Here is a 17706-nt window from a genome sequence, read left to right as displayed (position 1 = left end):
CGAGGCCATGGATCAGTACAACTGGGGCGCGGCCAGGCATAGGCTTTCCGGTTTCCGTAAACGCCACCTCAAGGTCGTGTATGGCAACTGCCTGCATCTGCATTCCTCCTCACTGCCTCATGGTCGGGTCGCGCAACTGCTGCGCACCGGGGAAGGGGCGTTGTGTCGTCTGTTTCACATCATCACGGGAGTGCATACAAGTCAAGAGAGTGATGTCGCTTTTTTAAAAACCGGCGGGTAAAGTGCTTTCTGACTCGCGAAACGCTTTCGCGCCAGGGAATCCGCCGGGGGAGCAAAGGATGAGAAATGGCAGCTGAACCGACAACTCCAAAGGGGCGCCGCACCCGAGAACATCTTGTCAGTGCAGGGCGGGCGGTGTTTGCGAGAAACGGCTATGTGAACGCCCGTATGGGCGATGTAGCCACGGAGGCTGATATCTCGATGGGTGGCCTCTACCGCTACTTCAGTGATAAAGAAGACCTCTTTGCCCAAGTGATAGAGGATCTCCACGAGCAGCTGTTCGAGGCAAGCTCGTCCGGCGGGTACAGCTTCCGCACTGAGCCCTACTTTGCACTCCTGGAAGCCAATCGGGGATACCTGCTGGTCTACAGCGAGAACAGGGACCTGATGAGAGCCTTCATTCAGGCTGCGCACGTGGAAAAGCGGTTCCAGGATATCTGGTGGCAGATGCGCCACCGCCATGTGGAACGCCTGGCAGGCGCGCTGGCCCGCGTCCACGGCATCACCGAGATTGACGGGGTGGATGCCAGGCTCCATGTCGAGGCACTGGCCTGCATGGCAGAGCAGTCAGCCTATATTTGGTTCGCGCAGGACAAAATGCGCGGCGGCGAAGTGTCCCTTGAGGATGCAGCCAAATCCATTACCCACAACTGGTACACGGCACTGTTTAAGCGCTCCCAGTGACTTTTCGCCGGCCGGAACATCCGGCTCGGGCTCTTTGGAGAAGGTGGCGGCGGCCCGCGGGCGCCGCCGCCTTTTTCATACCCGGAGGCTGAGTGTGCGGATTCGCAACAGAAACCGGCAGGCAACAGACTATTAACAAAAAAGCGACATCACTCTCTTGACTACTTGTGGGGCGTGAAACATAGTTGAGGAACATTTATGACTGAGGTGGCCGTCACAGAGCCGCCACCGTCACCATCCGTTGGAAAAGGAGTCATGATGCCCACCTCCGCACTGGCTGGACGTGCTGCGCAAAGTTCCGTGACCGGACCTTCCGACGCCGGCCACACAGGGATCTGGAACGACTTCCTGACGCGGCTGGCCGAAGACCCTAATGCCACCGCGGTAATGGATGACCGCGGGAACAAGCTGACCCGCGCCGAACTTGAGACTCTGTCAGCTGAGATCGCCGCAGATATGGAAGCCCGCGGCCTGACTGCCGGCGACGTCGTTATCATTTGCATGCCGAACTGGACCGACTGGCTGGGTGTCTACCTCGCAGCCCTGCGATCCGGTCTGCTTCCCGGGACCCTGCCGGTGACGTCCGACCCCGGGTCGATCGCCTACGTGAGCCGTTTGGTGGGAGCCCGGGCGGTATTCCTGCCGGCTGTCCACCGCGGACGCTCTTTCCAGGAAGAGATCGACCGGCTGGCCGAATCGGCCGGACAGCATCTGGAGATTATGTTCCTGGACGGGGAGCATGGCGGGCATCGCCACTGGCGGACCGTCACCGGCCCCCCGCCGGTCCTGCCTGAATACCCCGCGGGCATGGTCCATATCCTCTTTTCCTCTAGCACGACTGGCAGCTCCAAGGCCATTGCCCATTCGGAAAAGAGCCTGCGTGCCTACAACCAAGCCGTGGTTGACCGCTATGGCGTTACCGCTGACAAGCCCATCTTCATGCCCTCGCCGCTGGGCCACAGCACCGGGTTCTGGCACGGAGCCCGGATGGCCATCATGGTGGGCGCGCCGCTGGTACTTCAGGACCGGTGGGAACCACGCCGTGCACTGGAACTGGTAGCCGCCAACCGATGCGCATTCACTGTAGCGGCAACGCCGTTCCTGACGGACCTGGTCAAGACCGACTGGGACAACGAGGTTCCAAAGCTGGCGGGCATGCGGGCCTTCCTCTGTGGGGGAGCCCCAATTCCACCCTCGCTTATCGAGGAAGCGCAGCGCCAGATGCCGGACACCCGAATCTGCTCGATCTGGGCGATGAGCGAAGGCGGAGCAACCTCCAGCCTGCCCGGTGACTCCGTGGACCAAGTTGCCAGCACCTGCGGACGAATGATGTCCGGGACCGAGCTGCAGGTCCTGAAAGACGGGCAGATCGCCCCGCGCGGCACCGAGGGTGAGATCGTGATGAAAACTCCCTCCCTGTTCCTGGGCTACATCAACCAGACCGAGATGTACCGGAAGTCCTTTACCCGCGAGGGCTACTTCCGCACGGGTGACGTCGGAATCATCGACGACGCCGGCTACCTGAGGATCACCGGGCGTAGCAAGGACATCATCATCCGCGGAGGAGTCAATCTTTCCCCGGTGGAAATTGAGGCGGTCCTGGCCGGGTATCCCGCTATTTCCCGTATTGCCGTGGTGGGGGAACCGGATGAGCGTATGGGCGAGCGCATCTGCGCCGTCATCCAGCCCGCCGGTACCCCGCCGACGCTGGCAGAAATCCTGGAGTGGCTCGCGGAACGGGGAGTGCCTCGCCGCCTGTGGCCCGAATCTATACGCATTGTGGCGTCCATGCCGGAGACCCCGGCTGGAAAGATCCGCAAGAACCTGCTCCGCGAGGATCTCTTCCGCAGCAGCTGAGCACCACCATCTTCGTGAGCGGCCATTTGAACCGCTCACCCGTCTCTGTGTGACCGGGCGCCGCCGTGCCCTCACCCTCGCCGTTGAAAGGCAACAATCATGGCAACACAGCAACAGAGTTTCGGCACCAAACAGCAAAAACGCGCCTTCACCGCCAGCCTCGTCGGCACCACGGTTGAATGGTTTGACTTCTTCATTTATGCCACGGCAGCCAGCCTGGTGTTTTCAACGATCTTCTTCCCCTCGGTCGATTCAAATCTGGGACTTCTCGCATCCTTCGCCACACTCGGCGTCGCGTTTCTGGCACGGCCGGTGGGCGCGGTCGTCTTCGGACATTTCGGGGACCGGTTGGGACGCCGAAGCACGCTCATCGCTACCCTGACCCTGATGGGCGTCGCCACCGGCCTCATCGGAATCCTGCCCACCTGGAACGACGTCGGTATCTGGGCGCCGATCATGCTCACTGCTCTGCGTTTCCTGCAGGGTGTTGCTGTGGGCGGTGAATGGAGCGGAGCGGTGCTGATGAGCGTCGAAAACGCGCCCAAGGAGCGAGCCCGTTTCTACGGATCAGCCCCGCAGATAGCCAGCCCGCTGGCCCTGGTCATGGCGAGTATCGTGATGTACTTCGTGGCCCGGCTTCCCAGCGAGGACCTCCTGTCCTGGGGCTGGCGGATTCCCTTCTTGGTGGGATTTGTCCTGGTCATCATCGGCATGCTTATCCGCCTGGGCGTCGAGGAATCCCCCGAGTTCACAGAGGTGAAGAAGGCGGCGGACGTCAAAAACAACCCCATCGGCACGGTCTTGAAGCGCATGCCGGTGCAGGTGCTCATTGGAATTGGCCTGCAGGCCAGCGTGATCGTGCTGTTCTACCTGATCACCACGTACATGCTTTCCATGGCCGCGGATCGGCACGGACTGGAGCGCAGCGACACCCTGATGATCCTGCTGATTGCCGCTTCCTTTGATCTGGTGGCAATCATCACCGTTGGAATCATCGCGGACAAAATCAACCCGTGGAAGATCTTTATGCTCGGTGCCGTCTTCACCCTGGCGTTCGCGGTGCCGCTGTTCGTGCTTTTCGATACCGGCAACGTGGTCCTGATGACCTTAGCGTTCACCCTTGCCCTGGTGCTGGGCCACGCCAGCATCTACGCGGTGGTCTCCAGCATGACGTTCGACCTGTTTCCCACTTCCGTGCGGTACAGCGGGGTTGCCCTCTGCAGTGCGTTCGCCGGCGTGGCCTGGGCCGCAACCACCCCGCTGCTGGCCGCCGCCCTGGTGCCCACGAACGCCACGGGCCACTGGTGGCCGCTGGCCACGATGATCGGCCTGGCCTCGGTCGTGTCCCTGATCTCCGGATTGGCCGCCCGTCGGTACCGGGCTTCCGACGCCGCGAACGGCGACGCCGGCGCTGGCGCAGGTACCGCTGCCGGCACCGGGCCCGGGACACCCGCGGCCGTCCCGGTGCAGGCGTAGCGCCGGGCACCGCCGTCGTTTCCCTGATCCCTTACCAACCGAACACCCCACGCCCAGGAGGCCCTACCTTGTCCATCCTCTCGGAAGAACAGCTCGCCCTCGCGGAGTCGGTCCGCGACTTCTGCAAGCGGGAAGCCGGCTCCAAGGAGCAGCGGGACCGCCTGACCGACGGCGGGCGGGAAGGACACAGCCTGGAACTGAACCGGCGGGTCGCCGAGTACGGGTGGGCTGCCATCAACCTGCCCGAGGAGTACGGCGGGTCCGGCGGGAACCACGTGGACCTCTGCGTCCTGCTCGAAGAACTCGCCCGGGGAATGGCGCCCCTGCCGTGGCTGGGAACCAGCCTCATTACCGGCGGCATCTACAACCGGTTCGCCAGTGAGGAACTCAAGAAGTCCGTGCTGGCACGGCTGGCCGACGGCGAGGCCCTGGCCGTGGCGATGTCCGAACCCGGAGCCGGCTCGGACGTGGCCGCCGTCTCCTGCCGGGCCGAACTGGTGGACGGCGAGTGGGTCGTCAACGGCCAGAAGACCTGGATCACCAACGCCCACCAGGCGGACAGCATCCTGCTGGTGGCCCGGACCTCCCGCGGCGAGAAGCGGCACCACGGGCTGACCATGTTCCACGTCCCCACCGGCATTGCCGGGCTGGAAATCCGCGGCATCAACACGATGAACGGCTCTGAAGTGAACGATGTGTTCTTCACCGACTGCCGGCTCCCGGCCGACGCCGTCATTGGCGAGGTGGGCCAGGGCTGGTACCAGCTGATGGCAGGACTGGACACGGAGCGGCTGATCCTGGCCGCACAGATGCTCGGCACGGCCCAGCGTGCGTTTGACGACTGTCTGGCCTTCGTCACCGAACGCACCCAGTTCGGCAGTCCGGTGGGTTCCTTCCAGGCCTTGAAGCACCGGATTGCGGACCTCGCCACGGAGCTCGAGTGTGCCCGGCTGCTGGTCTACAGCGTCGCGGAGCAGGCGGATGCGCCCGGCGCCGGGACCAACCTCTCCCGCGTGTCGTCAATGGCCAAGCTCAAGGCCTCGGAGGTGGCCAAGGCCGCGGCTCTGGAAGGCATGCAGATGATGGGCGGCTACGGATACTCCACCGAGTTCCCCATGACCCAGCATCTGACCGCGGCCCTGGGCGCCACCATTTACGGCGGCACCAATGAGATCCAGCGTGAAATCATCGGCCGCTCTTACGGGCTTTAGCCCGCTGCCCAGCCCCGAGAACTGCGTAAGAAGGACGAACCACAATGAAGATCGCCGTACTGGCCAAGCAGGTGCCCGACACCTGGTCCGACCGCAGGATCAACCTGGAAACCGGCCGTCTGGACCGGGCGGCTTCCGAATCCGTCCCGGACGAAATCAATGAGCGCGCCCTGGAAGCGGCCCTGCGGTATAAGGGCGCCAATCCCGGCACGGAAGTCATCCTGCTGTCCATGGGTCCGGAGGGAACCGATAAGTCGCTGCGCAAGCTGCTGGCCATGGGTGCTGACTCCGCGGTGCTGGTGAGCGACGAGGCGCTGGCCGGATCCGACATGGTGCAGACCGCGCGGGTCCTGGCAGCCGGCGTGCGGCGGATCGCACCGGACCTGCTGCTGGCCGGCAACGAAGCCACGGACGGGCGCGGGGGCATGGTCCCGGCCATGGTCGCCGAAATCCTGGGCTGGCCGGTGCTGCCCGGCCTGGACGAGGTTGCCATCACCGACGGTTCAGTGGCCGGCACTGCACAGGTCGACGGCGGAGCGCTGCGGCTCAGTGCCGGGTTCCCGGCCGCCGCGTCGCTCACTGAGCGCTGTGCCGAGGCCCGGTTCCCGAATTTCAAGGGCATCATGCAGGCGAAGAAAAAGCCGATGGAAGTGCTGACTCTTGCTGAGCTGGGCATTGCGGCCGGCCCGAGCGCCGCGCCGGTGCGTTCCGAGATGGTCTCCGCCGCGGCACGTCCGGCCAAGCAGGCCGGGCCGAAGGTCCACGACGACGGCACGGCGGCGCGCCAGCTGGCGGACTTCCTCGCCGGCCTGCGGCTGGCCCGATCCTCCTAACCCGGACCACTGAAGGACACATCATGGGAAACATCCTTGTACTCATCGAAACCACCCGCGCCGGCACTGTGAAGCCGACGGCCGCCGCCCTGCTGGGCGCGGCCGAAGGACTTGGCACACCGGTGGCCGTGCTCGTGGCGCCGCCCGGACAAGGCAGTGAACTTGCCGCACAGCTTGGCGGGCTGGGGGCAGCGCAGGTGTACCTGGCTGAGACGGACAGGGCCGCACACGAGCTGGGCACCGCGCAGGTCTGTGCGCTCGCCGATGCCATCGCGCACTATTCCGCCGGCCTGGTGCTGGTGCCGAACACAAACGACTCCAAGACGGTTGCGGGCCGGCTGGCGATTGTGGCCGGCGGCTCCGTGGCCGCGGACGCGGTGGGCCTGCGGTACGACGACGAGGGCCAGGAAACGATCGCAGCCCACTCTGTGTTCGGCGGCGACTTTGCCACCGAATCGACTGTGGAGGGCGGTCTGATGATTGTGACCGTGCGTCCGGGTGCTCTCGACGCGCGGGCCGGGGCCGTGGAGGACCCGCAGGTAACGCTGGCCGCCGGTGTTGCCGTGGCGGCTCCGGGGGCCCGGATCGTCGAGGCTTCGGATATTCCGGCGTCGGCTGGCCGGCCGGCGCTGCGCGAAGCCGCCGCCGTGGTGTCCGGTGGCCGGGGGCTGGGGTCCAGGGAGGATTTCGCCCTGGTGGAGCAGCTGGCGGATTCGCTGGGTGCCGCGGTTGGTGCCTCCCGCGCCGCGGTGGACGCCGGTTATGTTCCGCAGTCGCTGCAGGTGGGCCAGACCGGTGTGTCCGTGGCTCCGCAGTTATACGTTGCCCTGGGCATTTCCGGCGCCATCCAGCACCGGGCGGGAATGCAGACGGCCAAGACGATCATCGCGGTTAATAAGGACGAGGACGCCCCGATCTTCGAGGTCGCGGACTTTGGGGTGGTGGGGGATGTGTTCACCGTGGTGCCCCAGCTCATTGAGGAGCTTGCGGCCCGGCGCAGCTAACGCGCCGGCACTAACTGACGAACCTATGAGGCAAGAGGAAACATGAGCGACCAGAACAATCCGGCCGGGCCCGCGAACCCGGAAGTTGTCCCTGCACCGGTGCGGAAGCAGCGCATGGGGGCGCAACGAGCCGCGGCGCCCGTAACCGGCGCGCCGGTCGCTCCCGTACCCGGCGCGCCGGCGAGGCCTGCACGACAGCGGATGGGAGCGCCCCAGACCGGCGCTCCGGCGCCGGGGGCATCCGTACCGGCACCGGCCAATCCGGTGGCTGAAGCCGGCAGCTCACCCAGCGTGGCAACCGCGCCGCCCGGGGCTGCTGCCGCCGACCCCGCCCTTCCGGGCACCGCCGCTGCCGGCAAGACCACCAGCCCGGCTTGGAGGAGGCACCTGGCCGTAACCGCCGTCGTAGTTGCCGTGGCAATTGTCATGGTGCTTGCTGCCCGCTGGCTGCGGACACTGGAGCCCGTCCACCTGTTCATTACTGCCTACGACGGGCACGCGTCCCAGCCGGAAAGCACACCCGAGGGCATACCGGCCTGGTTGGGCTGGCAGCACTTTTTCAACATGTTCCTGATGGTGCTGATCGTGCGGACCGGTTTGCAGATTCGCACCGAACGCAAGCCTGCCGCGTACTGGACGGCGCGGAAGGACTCGTTCTTCTCGCCGAAGGGAAACACACCGAAGAAGGTATCCCTGACCCAGTGGGTGCATCAGAGCCTGGATGTGCTGTGGGTGCTCAACGGGCTGGTTTTTGTGGTGCTGCTGTTCGCCACCGGACAGTGGAAGCGCATTGTTCCGGCCGGTTGGGATGTGTTCCCCCATCTGGTCTCTACTGCCATTCAGTACGCCTCGCTGGACTGGCCGACGGAAAACGGCTGGGTGCACTACAACGCGCTTCAGCTGGTGAGCTACTTCAGCATCGTGTTTATCGCCGCCCCGCTGGCGGTCCTTTCGGGGATCCGAATGTCCACATGGTGGCCTGAACAGGCTGTCCGGCTGAGTAAGGCCTACCCGGTGGAATGGGCCAGGGCAGTCCACGTCCCCGTGATGCTCTATTTCCTGGCCTTTACCGTGGCCCACGTGTTTCTGGTCTTCTTCACCGGGGCGCTGCGCAACCTGAACCACATGTACACCTCGCGTGACGTCACGGACTGGTGGGGCCTGGGGATCTTCCTGCTCTCCCTTCTTGTTGTGGCCGCGGGCTGGTTCCTGACGAAGCCGCTCTTTATGCGGCCCGCAGCCGCACGAACCGGGAAGGTGGGGAAATAAGCGGCGAGGTGGATCCCGTCCGGCGTATGGGAGGCATCATCCAGTAGGCTTCCCGGCATGGGGAATACACAGACGCCCGACGGGGCAGACCACGACTACTACCGGCGGCCGGCGGACGGCATTGAACCGGAGCGGTCGGTGCCGCCGCGTTCCGCGCGGCAGGACTCCGTGCAGATCATTGAGGACGGCTCAGGGCCCGGCTCCGGCGCTCGGCTGGCGGGTGCCGGCGTGCCCCACCGAGCGTCAGTCACGGGCCCCGACGCAGGGAGCTGGCCGGATACAGGGGACACGGCCGCAGCGGGGGCAAGCCGTGTTCCGCAGAGCAATTCGGGCTGGCGCAGGCTCAACCCCTACTTGGCAGCTGCCTGGGGCGTGGTGGCTCTGCTGCTCCTCTGCGGTGTTAGTTGGCTGACCGGACTCCTGACTCTGAGCCCTGAGTTCTACAACCCGTCCTTCAGTCAAGATGGTGGAGTGGGTGAGATGATCGCTATGAACCTCGCAAGCACGGGTCCGGTCCCGTTCCTGTTCGGCCTGCTGGGTGCCTTCACGCTGCTGGTGGTGCAGGCGGTGGGATTCCGGCGTAAGGGCGGATCCTAGTCCTCCTTTCTCTACCGAACGGCAGCGGCCGGTACTCCACGTCATGGAGTGCCGGCCGCTGGTGTTTAGGGCGCGTTCTGGGTCAGCCTCTGCTGCCTCCAAACCGGGCGGCGACCTCCTCGGCTGTCAGCGTGGTTCCCGCGCCGTTGTAGATGGCGTTGGTGACTACCGTCCAGGAAGCGCGCGGCCAAGTACGGAACGTGATATGCCCGCCGGCAATGGTCACCTTGCCTTCTCCGACGTCGAAGGAGGCAATGTTAGTTGCTCCGTTGAGCGCTTCCCCACCCCGTGCGTAGCCGCTGACGAGCGGATTTCCTTCCGCAGGGTACGCAGAGACTGTGGTTCCTTCGCCGGTGAGGCGGAAGGCGGCGTCGTTGTTGAACCAGGTGGGCCACGACGCCGGCATGCCCCAGGCGGCAGGCTGGGTGGTGTCGTAGTCCTGGGCCAGCAGGGCACCTGGGATGGTGAACGCATCGCGGTCCTGGGGCGTGATGTTCTCCACCGGCAGGTTCATGGCCGCCGCAGCAGTCTGCGACGCGGAGCCGAGGGCCAGGACGTTACCGCCCTGCTCGGCGAACTCCGCGAGTTTCTGCGGCGCATCCGGCACACCGGCCGCCCAGGCGAACTCCTCGGGATACTTTGAGGTGTCCAGTCCTGTTACCAGCCGGTCCGTGGTGATGCCCGGTGCCAGGACGATCGAGTCGAACTGCCCGGCGAGGTCCGCGTAGTCCTCAGCTTCCACCACTTCATAGTTGGTGCTGAACTGGTCCATCATCCACATCAGCCACCCGCCGGGCATGTTGTTGGTGCCGCGGACCAGCCCCACCCGTGTCTTCTCCGCCAGCTGGATCGCGCCGGTGGCGGGAAGGGTGTCAGTGGCGTACACCGGCAGACTGGTTTCACGCACTGCCCGCGTCAGGGTCTGCCGTGCCCGCGGTTCCGATGCCGGTATCAACAGCGCTCCGGGCGAGAATTCCTGGCCGGCAGCAGAGATGGCCTCGGTGGCACGATACGCGTCCACTCCGGCGTCCTGCAGCGCGTCGATGATCCGGCCCAGCCCGTAGGACTCAGCCCCGAGCACATATGCTCCGCCGGTTGCCGGCGGCCGCGGCATCCGAATACGTTCCTGGCGGATTTCGCGCACGCTGCGGGTCTCCGCGGTGAACTCCTCCTCCACTGCCGCAACGTCAACTCCCATAAACAGCGCGATATTATCCGTTGTTTCGCTGTATGGCAGGATCAGCGGGCAGTCGGCGCACTTGCGGGCGCTCTCCGGATACTCGTCGATGCGCAGCAGCTGGTCCACCCAGCGACCCAGTGGCTGCTGGGTACGCAGGATGTAGGAACCTGCACCGAACTCCTGCCCGCCGGCGTTGAAGGCAGCCGCGGCCTGCTCGATCTCCACGTCGCCCTGGTCGAAGATCCGCATCATGTCGTACACGGCATACGGGTCGCGCTGGTCAGCAGGAACCACATAGGCGTACGGCCCGCCCTCCCATGTGAGGCTGTTGGCGTTGATTTGGTACAGGTTGTTCATCAGCCAGGACTGCGGATCAGAGGCAACGGTGTTCAGGCCGGAGAAAGCGGCCGACGTCGCGTACTGGACAATCTGCTTCAGCGTCCAGGTATCGGAGTCGTACGGCAAGGGCGAACGGATGGTTTTATCCGCCGGTTCCAGGACGCCGTCGCCGGTGAACGGGTAGGCAAGGTCCCGGGCAGAGGCGATCTCCGTGAGGAAGATCGAGGTGCCCTGGAATGAGCCGTACCCGGCCACGTCGGCGTTCCACAGGATGCCGTATGCGTCGTCCGACTTCACGCCCTTCAGGCCTTCGGCCACCAGGTCCCGCTGCACAAACTGGCCCAGCGCGTTGGAGGAGGCAACAGCGATCGGATCCACGTCCGGGGAGAGCGGCTCGTCATACGGCGGGGTCCAGATCCGCGGGCTGTTGGTCCCGGCCTGGTGCATGTAGTGCTGCACCACCGGGCGGTACTTCTGCTCCAGCGCGACCCGGGTCCGGGACTCCTTCTGCGTCATCATGAACCAGTCGCGGTTGTTGTCGTGCCCCACGTAGCGGTGGTAGAGGTCCGGATAAACCCGGTTGTATTCGGTTCCGGCCGTCTGGTTGAAGTAGTCCACCACCATCTGCTGGCCGTCCGGATTCGCGGAGGGCACCACCAGCACCACCAGGTTGTTCAGGATACGGCTGGTTTCCTCCGAGTTGTCGGTGGCCAGGCGGTGGACGACGTCGACCAGGGCCTGGGTGTTCCCCACTTCCGTCGCGTGGATGGATGCTTCGATGTAGTAGACGGGAACGGTCTGTGCAGCCAGGTCCCGCGCGTAGGCTTCGGGCTCGACGCCGACTGCTTCGGCTTCTTCGGCCATCGCGGCGGGATCGGAGAGGCGCTCGTTAATGGCGAGGATTGAATCCAGCCGGCCGAGGTTCTCTTCACTGCTGAGGCGGAGGATGGGGTACTCGTTGTTGTCCGTGGTGCGGTCCACCACCTCGTAATCCACCTCGGGTGACTCTGCGGCGATGGTTTCGAAGTAGTCACTGATGTCCGCGAAAGACGCCAGCCGTCCCTCGTCTCCCATCTCGAAGCCGAAGTACTCCGCCGGAGTGGGAAGGTCAGGAAGCTTGCTGGCCGGTGGAGGCTCGTTCAGTGTGCCGACGGCGGGGGAAACGGTGAGTCCGATCAGGGCCAGGGAGGCGGTCACCGCCACGGCGGTTTTATGTCTTAGATGCATGGGGGTCCCTCATACGGGCTGCGGCTGCCATCGCCGCAGCGGGCAAAGCACGGCGTCGCATGCTGTGCATGCGGGGGTGCGGCTGCCCGGCCCGTGCGTCCTGCGGAGGCTCAGGCAGCTGTGGAAGTGCCGTACCCAACTGCGGGTCCGGCGGCGCGAGTGTAGGTGGGACGCTATGAGCGTGCTCTGACGAACGTCAACAGCAGATGCTGGAGTTGGGGCTGAGGCGGCTGATTCTTTTGATCGAAATGCTGAGAAACTTTTGCAGACTCAGAGATGTAGCCACTGTAGGATTGTAGACAAGTTACAGTGCTGCCTTCGCTGGACTGCGTGCCCCGGGAAGGCCCCGACCAAAGTGTGGTTTGCGTTGGCAATTTTCGATCCCGTAGTGCGCGAATCAACGCCGTCGATCATCGCCGGAAAACTCCGGACCGCTATCGGCCGCGGGCAGATTCCTGCCGGGAGCCAGCTGGTGGAAACCGAGCTCGCCCGGGAGCTCGGCGTGAGCCGCGGACCGCTGCGGGAAGCTATGCAGAGGCTTACCCAGGAGGGCCTGCTGATCAGCATCCGCAACCGCGGAATCTTCGTCATCACCATGACCGAGGAGGAAGTGCGGGACATGTACGTGGCGCGCACCGCCGTCGAACGTGCCGCAGCCGAGCTGATCCTGGCGAAAAACGGGGGCAAGGCCGTCGCCGCGCAGCTCTCCCGGGTGGTGAAGGCCATGAAGAAAGCGGCGGACAAGACCGACCTCGACGCGATGTCCGAGGCGGACATGGACTACCACTCCACCCTGGTCTCCGCAGCGGAAAGCCCGCGGCTGACCCGTATCCACAACACCCTGCTGACCGAGACCCGGATGTGCCTCACCGCCCTTGAACAGCGGTACCCGGATCCGCATACCCGGGTGGGGGAGCACCAGGCCATTGCCGATGCGCTGGCCAGAGGGGACCAGGACCTGGTGGGCACACTGCTCATCCGGCACATGGACGACGCGCTGGAGCGGCTGACCGGCGGCGGGCATTCCGAGCCGGCGGCGACCGCTTAGGGAAACTAGCCCGCGTGCCGCAGGCACATCAGCGTATAGGCCCGTGCCGCAGCGACCAGTTCGGCCACACTCACTGACTCGTTCACCTGATGGGCCTGGTCGTTGAGGCCACCCGGTCCCATCACAATGACCGGAACGCCGAAGTCCCGGGCAATGAACCCGCCGTCGCACGCGGCGGTCCAGCCCGTGACGGCACTGTCCACGCCAACTTCCGCCAGCGCCGAAACGGCATTGGCCACCAGGGCATGGTCAGCCGCCGTGCGGAACCCGGGCATTTCCATGGTCACCTCTGCCTCCACGGTGATCCCGTCGCCGTCGATCCCGTCGGTGTCGATCCCGGTGTCCCGGATCGCGGCCAGCAGCGCATCCAGGATCGTCTCCGGGTCTTCGCCGGGCATCAGCCGCCGGTCCAGGGACACCGTGCATTCCGCAGCCACCATGGACGTGCCGGTTCCGCCGCGGATCATGCCCGTGTTCCAGGAGCCTGTGCCCAGCAGCGGATCTGTTTGGGCCTGCAGCCGGGCATGGTCCGCGCGGACCAGATCCAGGATCCGTGCGGCGGCGTCGATGGCATTGCGCCCGTCCGCCGGCCGGCCGGAGTGTGCCGACTTCCCGGTAACGCGCAGTTCAAGGTAACTGTCCCCGCGGCACGCGATGACTGTTTCCAGATCGGTTGGTTCGGCCACCACACACGCCGAGTAGGGGAACGGACCAGCAGCTGCTGTGAAGGCGCGGATGCCTAGGCCCAGGTCTTCCTCATCCACGGTGCACGCCAAAGCGGCCGGGCCGGAGAGCTCGACGCCGGCGGACCGCAGCGCCCGCAGCGCAACCAGCACCGCAGCCAGGCCGCCCTTCATGTCCGTGGAACCGCGGCCGTACAGACGGCCGTCCCGGACATACGGTTCAAACGGCGGCCGATTCCAGCCGGAACCGGCGGGCACGACGTCGGAATGCCCCAGAAAGAGCAGGCCCGGCCGGGTGCCGCCCGGCAGCACCGCGGTGAGGTTCGGCCGGCCGGGAGCCACCTCGGTGAACGACACTTCCAGCCCGGCAGCCCGGGCAAAATCCATCAGCACCTGGACGGTGGCGGCTTCGGTCCCGCCGGGGTTTTCCCCGCCGGCCGAGATTAGATCCGCTGCCAGGGCCAGCACGTCGGACTCCGAGATCAGTCCCAGGACGGTCTCTTCCATAAGGGAGGGCTGAACGCTCACGCACCCGCCCCGGAATCCAGCCCTGCCAGCTCCCGGTCCAGAGCCCGCTTCAGCCGGAGAATGCCTTCCTCAGCCCGCTCGGGAGTGGTGGACGCGAAGCACAGCCGCAGGGCGTCGTCGAACTTCCCGCTGGGAGACAGCGCCGGCCCGGGGATAAAGGCAACCCCTTCTGCCAGTGCCGTCTCGAACAGCTTCTGCGTGGAAATCCGCGCGTCCGGTCCCTGCAGGGTGAGCCAGAGGAAGAACCCGCCCTCGGGATCGGTGGTGGTGATGCGGCTGCCCAGATGCCGGTGCAGGTTCTCCTGCATGGCGTCCTTTCGGCGCTTGTACTCGGTGCGCAGCCCGGCGAGGTGGTCGTTCAGGCCGCCGCGGCGGATGAACTCAGCGACCAGATGCTGGGCAGGAACATTGGTGCAGGTGTCCATGGCCTGCTTGGCGTTGATGACCAGCTGCCGGAGCGAGGGATCCGTGTCCACCCAGCCAACGCGCAGACCGGGGGCCAGGATCTTGGAAAACGTGCGGACTGAGAACAGCAGCGGATCGCCCGGGCTCAGTGCCTGCAGCGACGGCAGGTCCTCACCCTGGAAACGGAGCAGGCCGTAGGGGTCGTCGTCGATGATGACGGCGTTCCACTCGTGGGCCAGTTCCAGCAGCCGGTGCCTCCGCTCCAGGGAGAGCGTGACGCCGGAGGGATTCTGGAAGTTGGGGATCGTGTAAATGGCCTTCGGCGTCCGCCCGGCCGCGGCGATAAGCTCCGGCAGAGCCTCCACGATCAGACCGTCCTGGTCCACCGGAGCTTCCAGCAGGTCCGCGCCGTAGCTCAGCGCCGTGGCGCTGCCGTTGGTGTAGGTGGGGCTCTCCACGATCACCAGGTCACCGGGATTGATGAAGATCTTGCAGGCCAGGTCCAGGCCCTGCATGCCTCCTGCGGTGATGGTGATGCGGTCGGCCTCCACGGGATCCGCGGTTCCGGCCAGATAGTCCACCAATGCATCCAGCAGCACCGGTTCGCCCTCAGTGGCGCCGTAGGTGAGGGAGCTGTGGTCCAGCACCTGTGCGGCAATATCCCGGAACTCCTCCAGCGGCACTGCTTCGTCGGCGGGGGAGCCCATGGCAAAACGGACAATGTCATGTGTCTGGGACGCCAGCAGCGAGGTGCTTGAATCGATCACGGAGCCAACCAGTCCGGCGGCACGGTCTGCCAGGGGAAGCGCGGCACGGCCGGCAGCGGCGGAACGCGCCGGCTGGGAGCGGGCGGCATAGGAGTTCACGGTCATCGGTTAGCTGCCTTTCTGGAGCAGTTCCCGCGGGAAGCTGGTGAGTGTTTCCACGCCGTCGGAGCTGACGCAGATTGATTCGGAAAGTTCGTAGCCGTAGCCTTCCATCCACATGCCGCCAATGAGGTGGAAGGTCATGTTCTCCGCGAGGATGGTCTCGTCCTCGGAGCGGAGGGAGATGGTGCGCTCGCCCCAGTCCGGGGGATAGCCGATGCCGATCGAATAGCCGATGCGGGAGGGCTTCTCGAGTCCGTACTTGCCCAGCGTCCGGTTCCAGGTGCGGGCCAGTTCGCTGACGGGTACTCCGGGCTGGATTTCGGTGAGCACGGCGTCCAGCCCGTCGGCAACGGCGTCGGCCAGTTTCCCGAGCCGGGAAGAAGGAGTGCCGAGCACCACCGTGCGGGCCAGCGGCGCGTGGTAGCGGCGGTACGCTCCGGCGAGTTCCACCACCACCGCCTGCCCGGCTTGGAAGCGGTCCTCGCTCCAGGTCAGGTGCGGGGTGTCTGCCGCTTCGCCGGTGGGGAGCATCGGCACAATCGCTGGGTAGTCCCCGCCGGTGCCGTCCACACCGGTGATCTGTGCCTGGCTGATGGCCGCGGCGGCGTCGCACTGGCGGACTCCGACGGCGATGCTCGCCACAGCCGCTTCCATGGCACCGTTGCAGATCCGCGCGGCTCGGCGCATCAGCTCGAGCTCGGCGGGCGACTTGACCGACCGGACCCAGTTCACCAGCTCGAAGCAGTCCACCAGCGTCCACTCCGGCAGTGCATTGACCAGGGCGCGGTAACCCTTGGGGGAGAAGAAGTGGGAGTCCATTTCCAGGCCCACGCAGCCCGCTGCTGCCGGGGCAATCAGCGCGCGCTCGCGGAGGGCGAAGGCAATCCAGTCAAAGGGGTGCAGGTGCGGCCGGTGCACGTACCGCTCCGGATAGCCCACGATGTTCTCCGGCGGAAGCCAGCTGGTGCGCGATGCTCCGCCGGCGTCCATTTCCCGGGCGAAGAAGAGCATCGGCCCGTCAGCGGGTACAAAAAGGACCTGGGGTGTGTAGAAGGACCAGGCGTTGTATCCGGTGAGGTAGTAGAGGTTCGCCGGGTCGGTTACCAGCAGGGCTGAGAGCCCCTGCCGGGCCATGCGCGTACGGACTCCGGCAAGCCGGGCATCGTATTCCTCTTGGCTGAACAGCAAGCGGGTACCTCCACATAGTTGGGAAATAGCTGGAACGGCGGTTAGACGGATGAACTCACATAGCCGCGCTGCTTGTCCACCACGTTCTCCAGGTCCCTGCCGGCGGACCAGCGCTGGAGGTTGCCGTGGAACTGCAGTGCCAGGGTGTCCCGCCAGCCCCGAATATCGCCGGACATGTGCGCGGAAATGTGCACGTTCTCCATACCCCAGAACGGGTGCGAGGCGGGCAGTGGCTCTTCGCGGAAGACATCCAGCGATGCCGCAGCGATCTGGCCGGTCCGGAGCGCCTGCAGCAGAGCGTCTTCATCCACCAGCGCACCGCGGCTCACATTGACCAGGTGGGCGGAGGGCGTCATGGCGGCCAGGACGGCGCCGTCCACCAGATCCCGCGTCTGCTCGGTGAGCGGTGCGGCGAGGACCAAATGGTCCGCCCAGCCGACGTGTTCTGCCAGTTCTGCGCTGGGAACCACCGTGCCAAAGTCCGGATCGTCCTCCCGGGCCGTCCGCCCGGCACCGCGGACGGAGAGCCCGACGCCGCGCAGCAGCCTTGCTGTCGCACGCCCGATTCCGCCGGTGCCCACCACCAGGGCGCGGGAGCCGTGTGTACCGGTGAGTTCCCGGTGCTTCCACACCGCTTCGTGCTGCAGCCGCTTGGACAGGTGCAGCTGCTTGTCCTGCGCCAGGACCGATGCGAGGACAAACTCGGCGATCGGCCGGTCGAAGACGCCGTGGGCGTTCGTCAGGACAACGTTGGATTGGCGGAGGTCCTCGAAGAGCATGGCGTCCACGCCGGCGGCTGCCACGTGGACCCATTCCAGCGAGTCGGCGTACTGCCAGGCAGCGGCCAGCGCGGAGGAGAAAAAGTCCCAGAGGAACAGCACCTGTGCTCCCGGCAGTGCGGCCGGCAGGCCGGCAGCGTCGGTGATCCTCACGTCTGCCAGGGCCTGGATCTCCGCCAGATTCACCGGCAGCGGCTGGCCGGGAGCGGCCAGGATGACAACGCGCGGTTTGCTCACAGTGTTACTCACGCCACAACCGTATCCCCATTGCAGGATTGTTGACAATAGA

15 protein-coding genes are annotated in these 17706 nt (G+C 65.5%); 10 read left to right on the top strand and 5 right to left on the bottom strand.

Annotation, left to right across the window (positions count from 1 at the left end; genetic code table 11):
• Positions 1-7: 7 nt before the first annotated feature.
• The 9 genes from TVC13_RS03140 to TVC13_RS03100 all read left to right on the top strand — a co-directional run bounded on the left by TVC13_RS03140 (position 8) and on the right by TVC13_RS03100 (position 9171).
• Complete coding sequence (locus TVC13_RS03140; RefSeq protein WP_422399782.1) at positions 8-241, top strand: hypothetical protein; 234 nt, start codon at positions 8-10, stop codon at positions 239-241.
• Positions 242-306: 65 nt separating this feature from the next.
• Positions 307-924 (top strand): TetR/AcrR family transcriptional regulator, encoded by a 618-nt coding sequence (locus tag TVC13_RS03135; protein ID WP_422399781.1) that lies wholly within the window; start codon positions 307-309, stop codon positions 922-924.
• 255 nt (positions 925-1179) lie between these two features.
• Positions 1180-2781 (top strand): AMP-binding protein, encoded by a 1602-nt coding sequence (locus TVC13_RS03130; RefSeq protein WP_422399780.1) that lies wholly within the window; start codon positions 1180-1182, stop codon positions 2779-2781.
• 99 nt (positions 2782-2880) lie between these two features.
• On the top strand, positions 2881-4257 hold the full coding sequence (locus TVC13_RS03125; protein ID WP_422399779.1) for an MFS transporter: 1377 nt from the start codon (positions 2881-2883) through the stop codon (positions 4255-4257).
• A gap of 68 nt (positions 4258-4325) precedes the next feature.
• A complete protein-coding gene (locus TVC13_RS03120; protein WP_422399778.1) occupies positions 4326-5468 on the top strand; it encodes an acyl-CoA dehydrogenase family protein in 1143 nt (380 codons plus the stop codon).
• Positions 5469-5512: 44 nt separating this feature from the next.
• A complete protein-coding gene (locus tag TVC13_RS03115; RefSeq protein ID WP_422399777.1) occupies positions 5513-6301 on the top strand; it encodes an electron transfer flavoprotein subunit beta/FixA family protein in 789 nt (262 codons plus the stop codon).
• Between the two features lie 23 nt (positions 6302-6324).
• Complete coding sequence (locus TVC13_RS03110; RefSeq protein ID WP_422399776.1) at positions 6325-7305, top strand: electron transfer flavoprotein subunit alpha/FixB family protein; 981 nt, start codon at positions 6325-6327, stop codon at positions 7303-7305.
• 42 nt (positions 7306-7347) lie between these two features.
• Positions 7348-8574, top strand: coding sequence for a cytochrome b/b6 domain-containing protein (locus TVC13_RS03105; RefSeq protein WP_422399775.1), 1227 nt, complete (start codon positions 7348-7350; stop codon positions 8572-8574).
• Between the two features lie 57 nt (positions 8575-8631).
• Complete coding sequence (locus TVC13_RS03100; RefSeq protein WP_422399774.1) at positions 8632-9171, top strand: hypothetical protein; 540 nt, start codon at positions 8632-8634, stop codon at positions 9169-9171.
• A gap of 82 nt (positions 9172-9253) precedes the next feature.
• Here the strand turns inward: TVC13_RS03100 and TVC13_RS03095 are convergent, their stop codons facing one another.
• Positions 9254-11893, bottom strand: coding sequence for a M14 family zinc carboxypeptidase (locus TVC13_RS03095; protein ID WP_422399773.1), 2640 nt, complete (start codon positions 11891-11893; stop codon positions 9254-9256).
• A 391-nt stretch (positions 11894-12284) separates the two neighbouring features.
• On the opposite strand from TVC13_RS03095, the gene TVC13_RS03090 reads away from it, so the two are divergent.
• Positions 12285-12965, top strand: a complete 681-nt coding sequence (locus tag TVC13_RS03090; RefSeq protein WP_422399772.1) for a GntR family transcriptional regulator — start codon at positions 12285-12287, stop codon at positions 12963-12965.
• Positions 12966-12970: 5 nt separating this feature from the next.
• Here TVC13_RS03090 and TVC13_RS03085 read toward each other — a convergent pair whose 3' ends face one another.
• The 4 genes from TVC13_RS03085 to TVC13_RS03070 are packed head-to-tail and all read right to left on the bottom strand — an operon-like array spanning position 12971 to position 17666.
• Positions 12971-14155 (bottom strand): M20 family metallopeptidase, encoded by a 1185-nt coding sequence (locus TVC13_RS03085; protein WP_422399809.1) that lies wholly within the window; start codon positions 14153-14155, stop codon positions 12971-12973.
• A 17-nt stretch (positions 14156-14172) separates the two neighbouring features.
• Entirely contained in the window at positions 14173-15453 is a 1281-nt protein-coding gene (locus tag TVC13_RS03080; RefSeq protein WP_422399771.1) for a PLP-dependent aminotransferase family protein, read from the bottom strand.
• 3 nt (positions 15454-15456) lie between these two features.
• Complete coding sequence (locus TVC13_RS03075) at positions 15457-16638, bottom strand: M24 family metallopeptidase (RefSeq protein WP_422399770.1); 1182 nt, start codon at positions 16636-16638, stop codon at positions 15457-15459.
• A 41-nt stretch (positions 16639-16679) separates the two neighbouring features.
• Positions 16680-17666, bottom strand: a complete 987-nt coding sequence (locus tag TVC13_RS03070) for a D-2-hydroxyacid dehydrogenase (RefSeq protein WP_422399769.1) — start codon at positions 17664-17666, stop codon at positions 16680-16682.
• Between the last annotated feature and the right edge of the window lie 40 nt (positions 17667-17706).

The sequence above is a fragment of the Arthrobacter sp. 3Tela_A genome (genome assembly GCF_049311025.1).
GTDB lineage: Bacteria > Actinomycetota > Actinomycetes > Actinomycetales > Micrococcaceae > Arthrobacter_B.
Note: the sequence above shows the minus strand (reverse complement) of the source record. Positions and strands in the feature narration are given on the sequence as shown.

Coding starts and splice junctions, on each gene's coding strand:
- TVC13_RS03140 (WP_422399782.1), top strand. CDS start 8: ATGGATCAGTACAACTGGGGCGCGGCCAGGCATAGGCTTTCCGGTTTC.
- TVC13_RS03135 (WP_422399781.1), top strand. CDS start 307: ATGGCAGCTGAACCGACAACTCCAAAGGGGCGCCGCACCCGAGAACAT.
- TVC13_RS03130 (WP_422399780.1), top strand. CDS start 1,180: ATGATGCCCACCTCCGCACTGGCTGGACGTGCTGCGCAAAGTTCCGTG.
- TVC13_RS03125 (WP_422399779.1), top strand. CDS start 2,881: ATGGCAACACAGCAACAGAGTTTCGGCACCAAACAGCAAAAACGCGCC.
- TVC13_RS03115 (WP_422399777.1), top strand. CDS start 5,513: ATGAAGATCGCCGTACTGGCCAAGCAGGTGCCCGACACCTGGTCCGAC.
- TVC13_RS03110 (WP_422399776.1), top strand. CDS start 6,325: ATGGGAAACATCCTTGTACTCATCGAAACCACCCGCGCCGGCACTGTG.
- TVC13_RS03105 (WP_422399775.1), top strand. CDS start 7,348: ATGAGCGACCAGAACAATCCGGCCGGGCCCGCGAACCCGGAAGTTGTC.
- TVC13_RS03100 (WP_422399774.1), top strand. CDS start 8,632: ATGGGGAATACACAGACGCCCGACGGGGCAGACCACGACTACTACCGG.
- TVC13_RS03085 (WP_422399809.1), bottom strand. CDS start 14,155: ATGGAAGAGACCGTCCTGGGACTGATCTCGGAGTCCGACGTGCTGGCC.
- TVC13_RS03080 (WP_422399771.1), bottom strand. CDS start 15,453: ATGACCGTGAACTCCTATGCCGCCCGCTCCCAGCCGGCGCGTTCCGCC.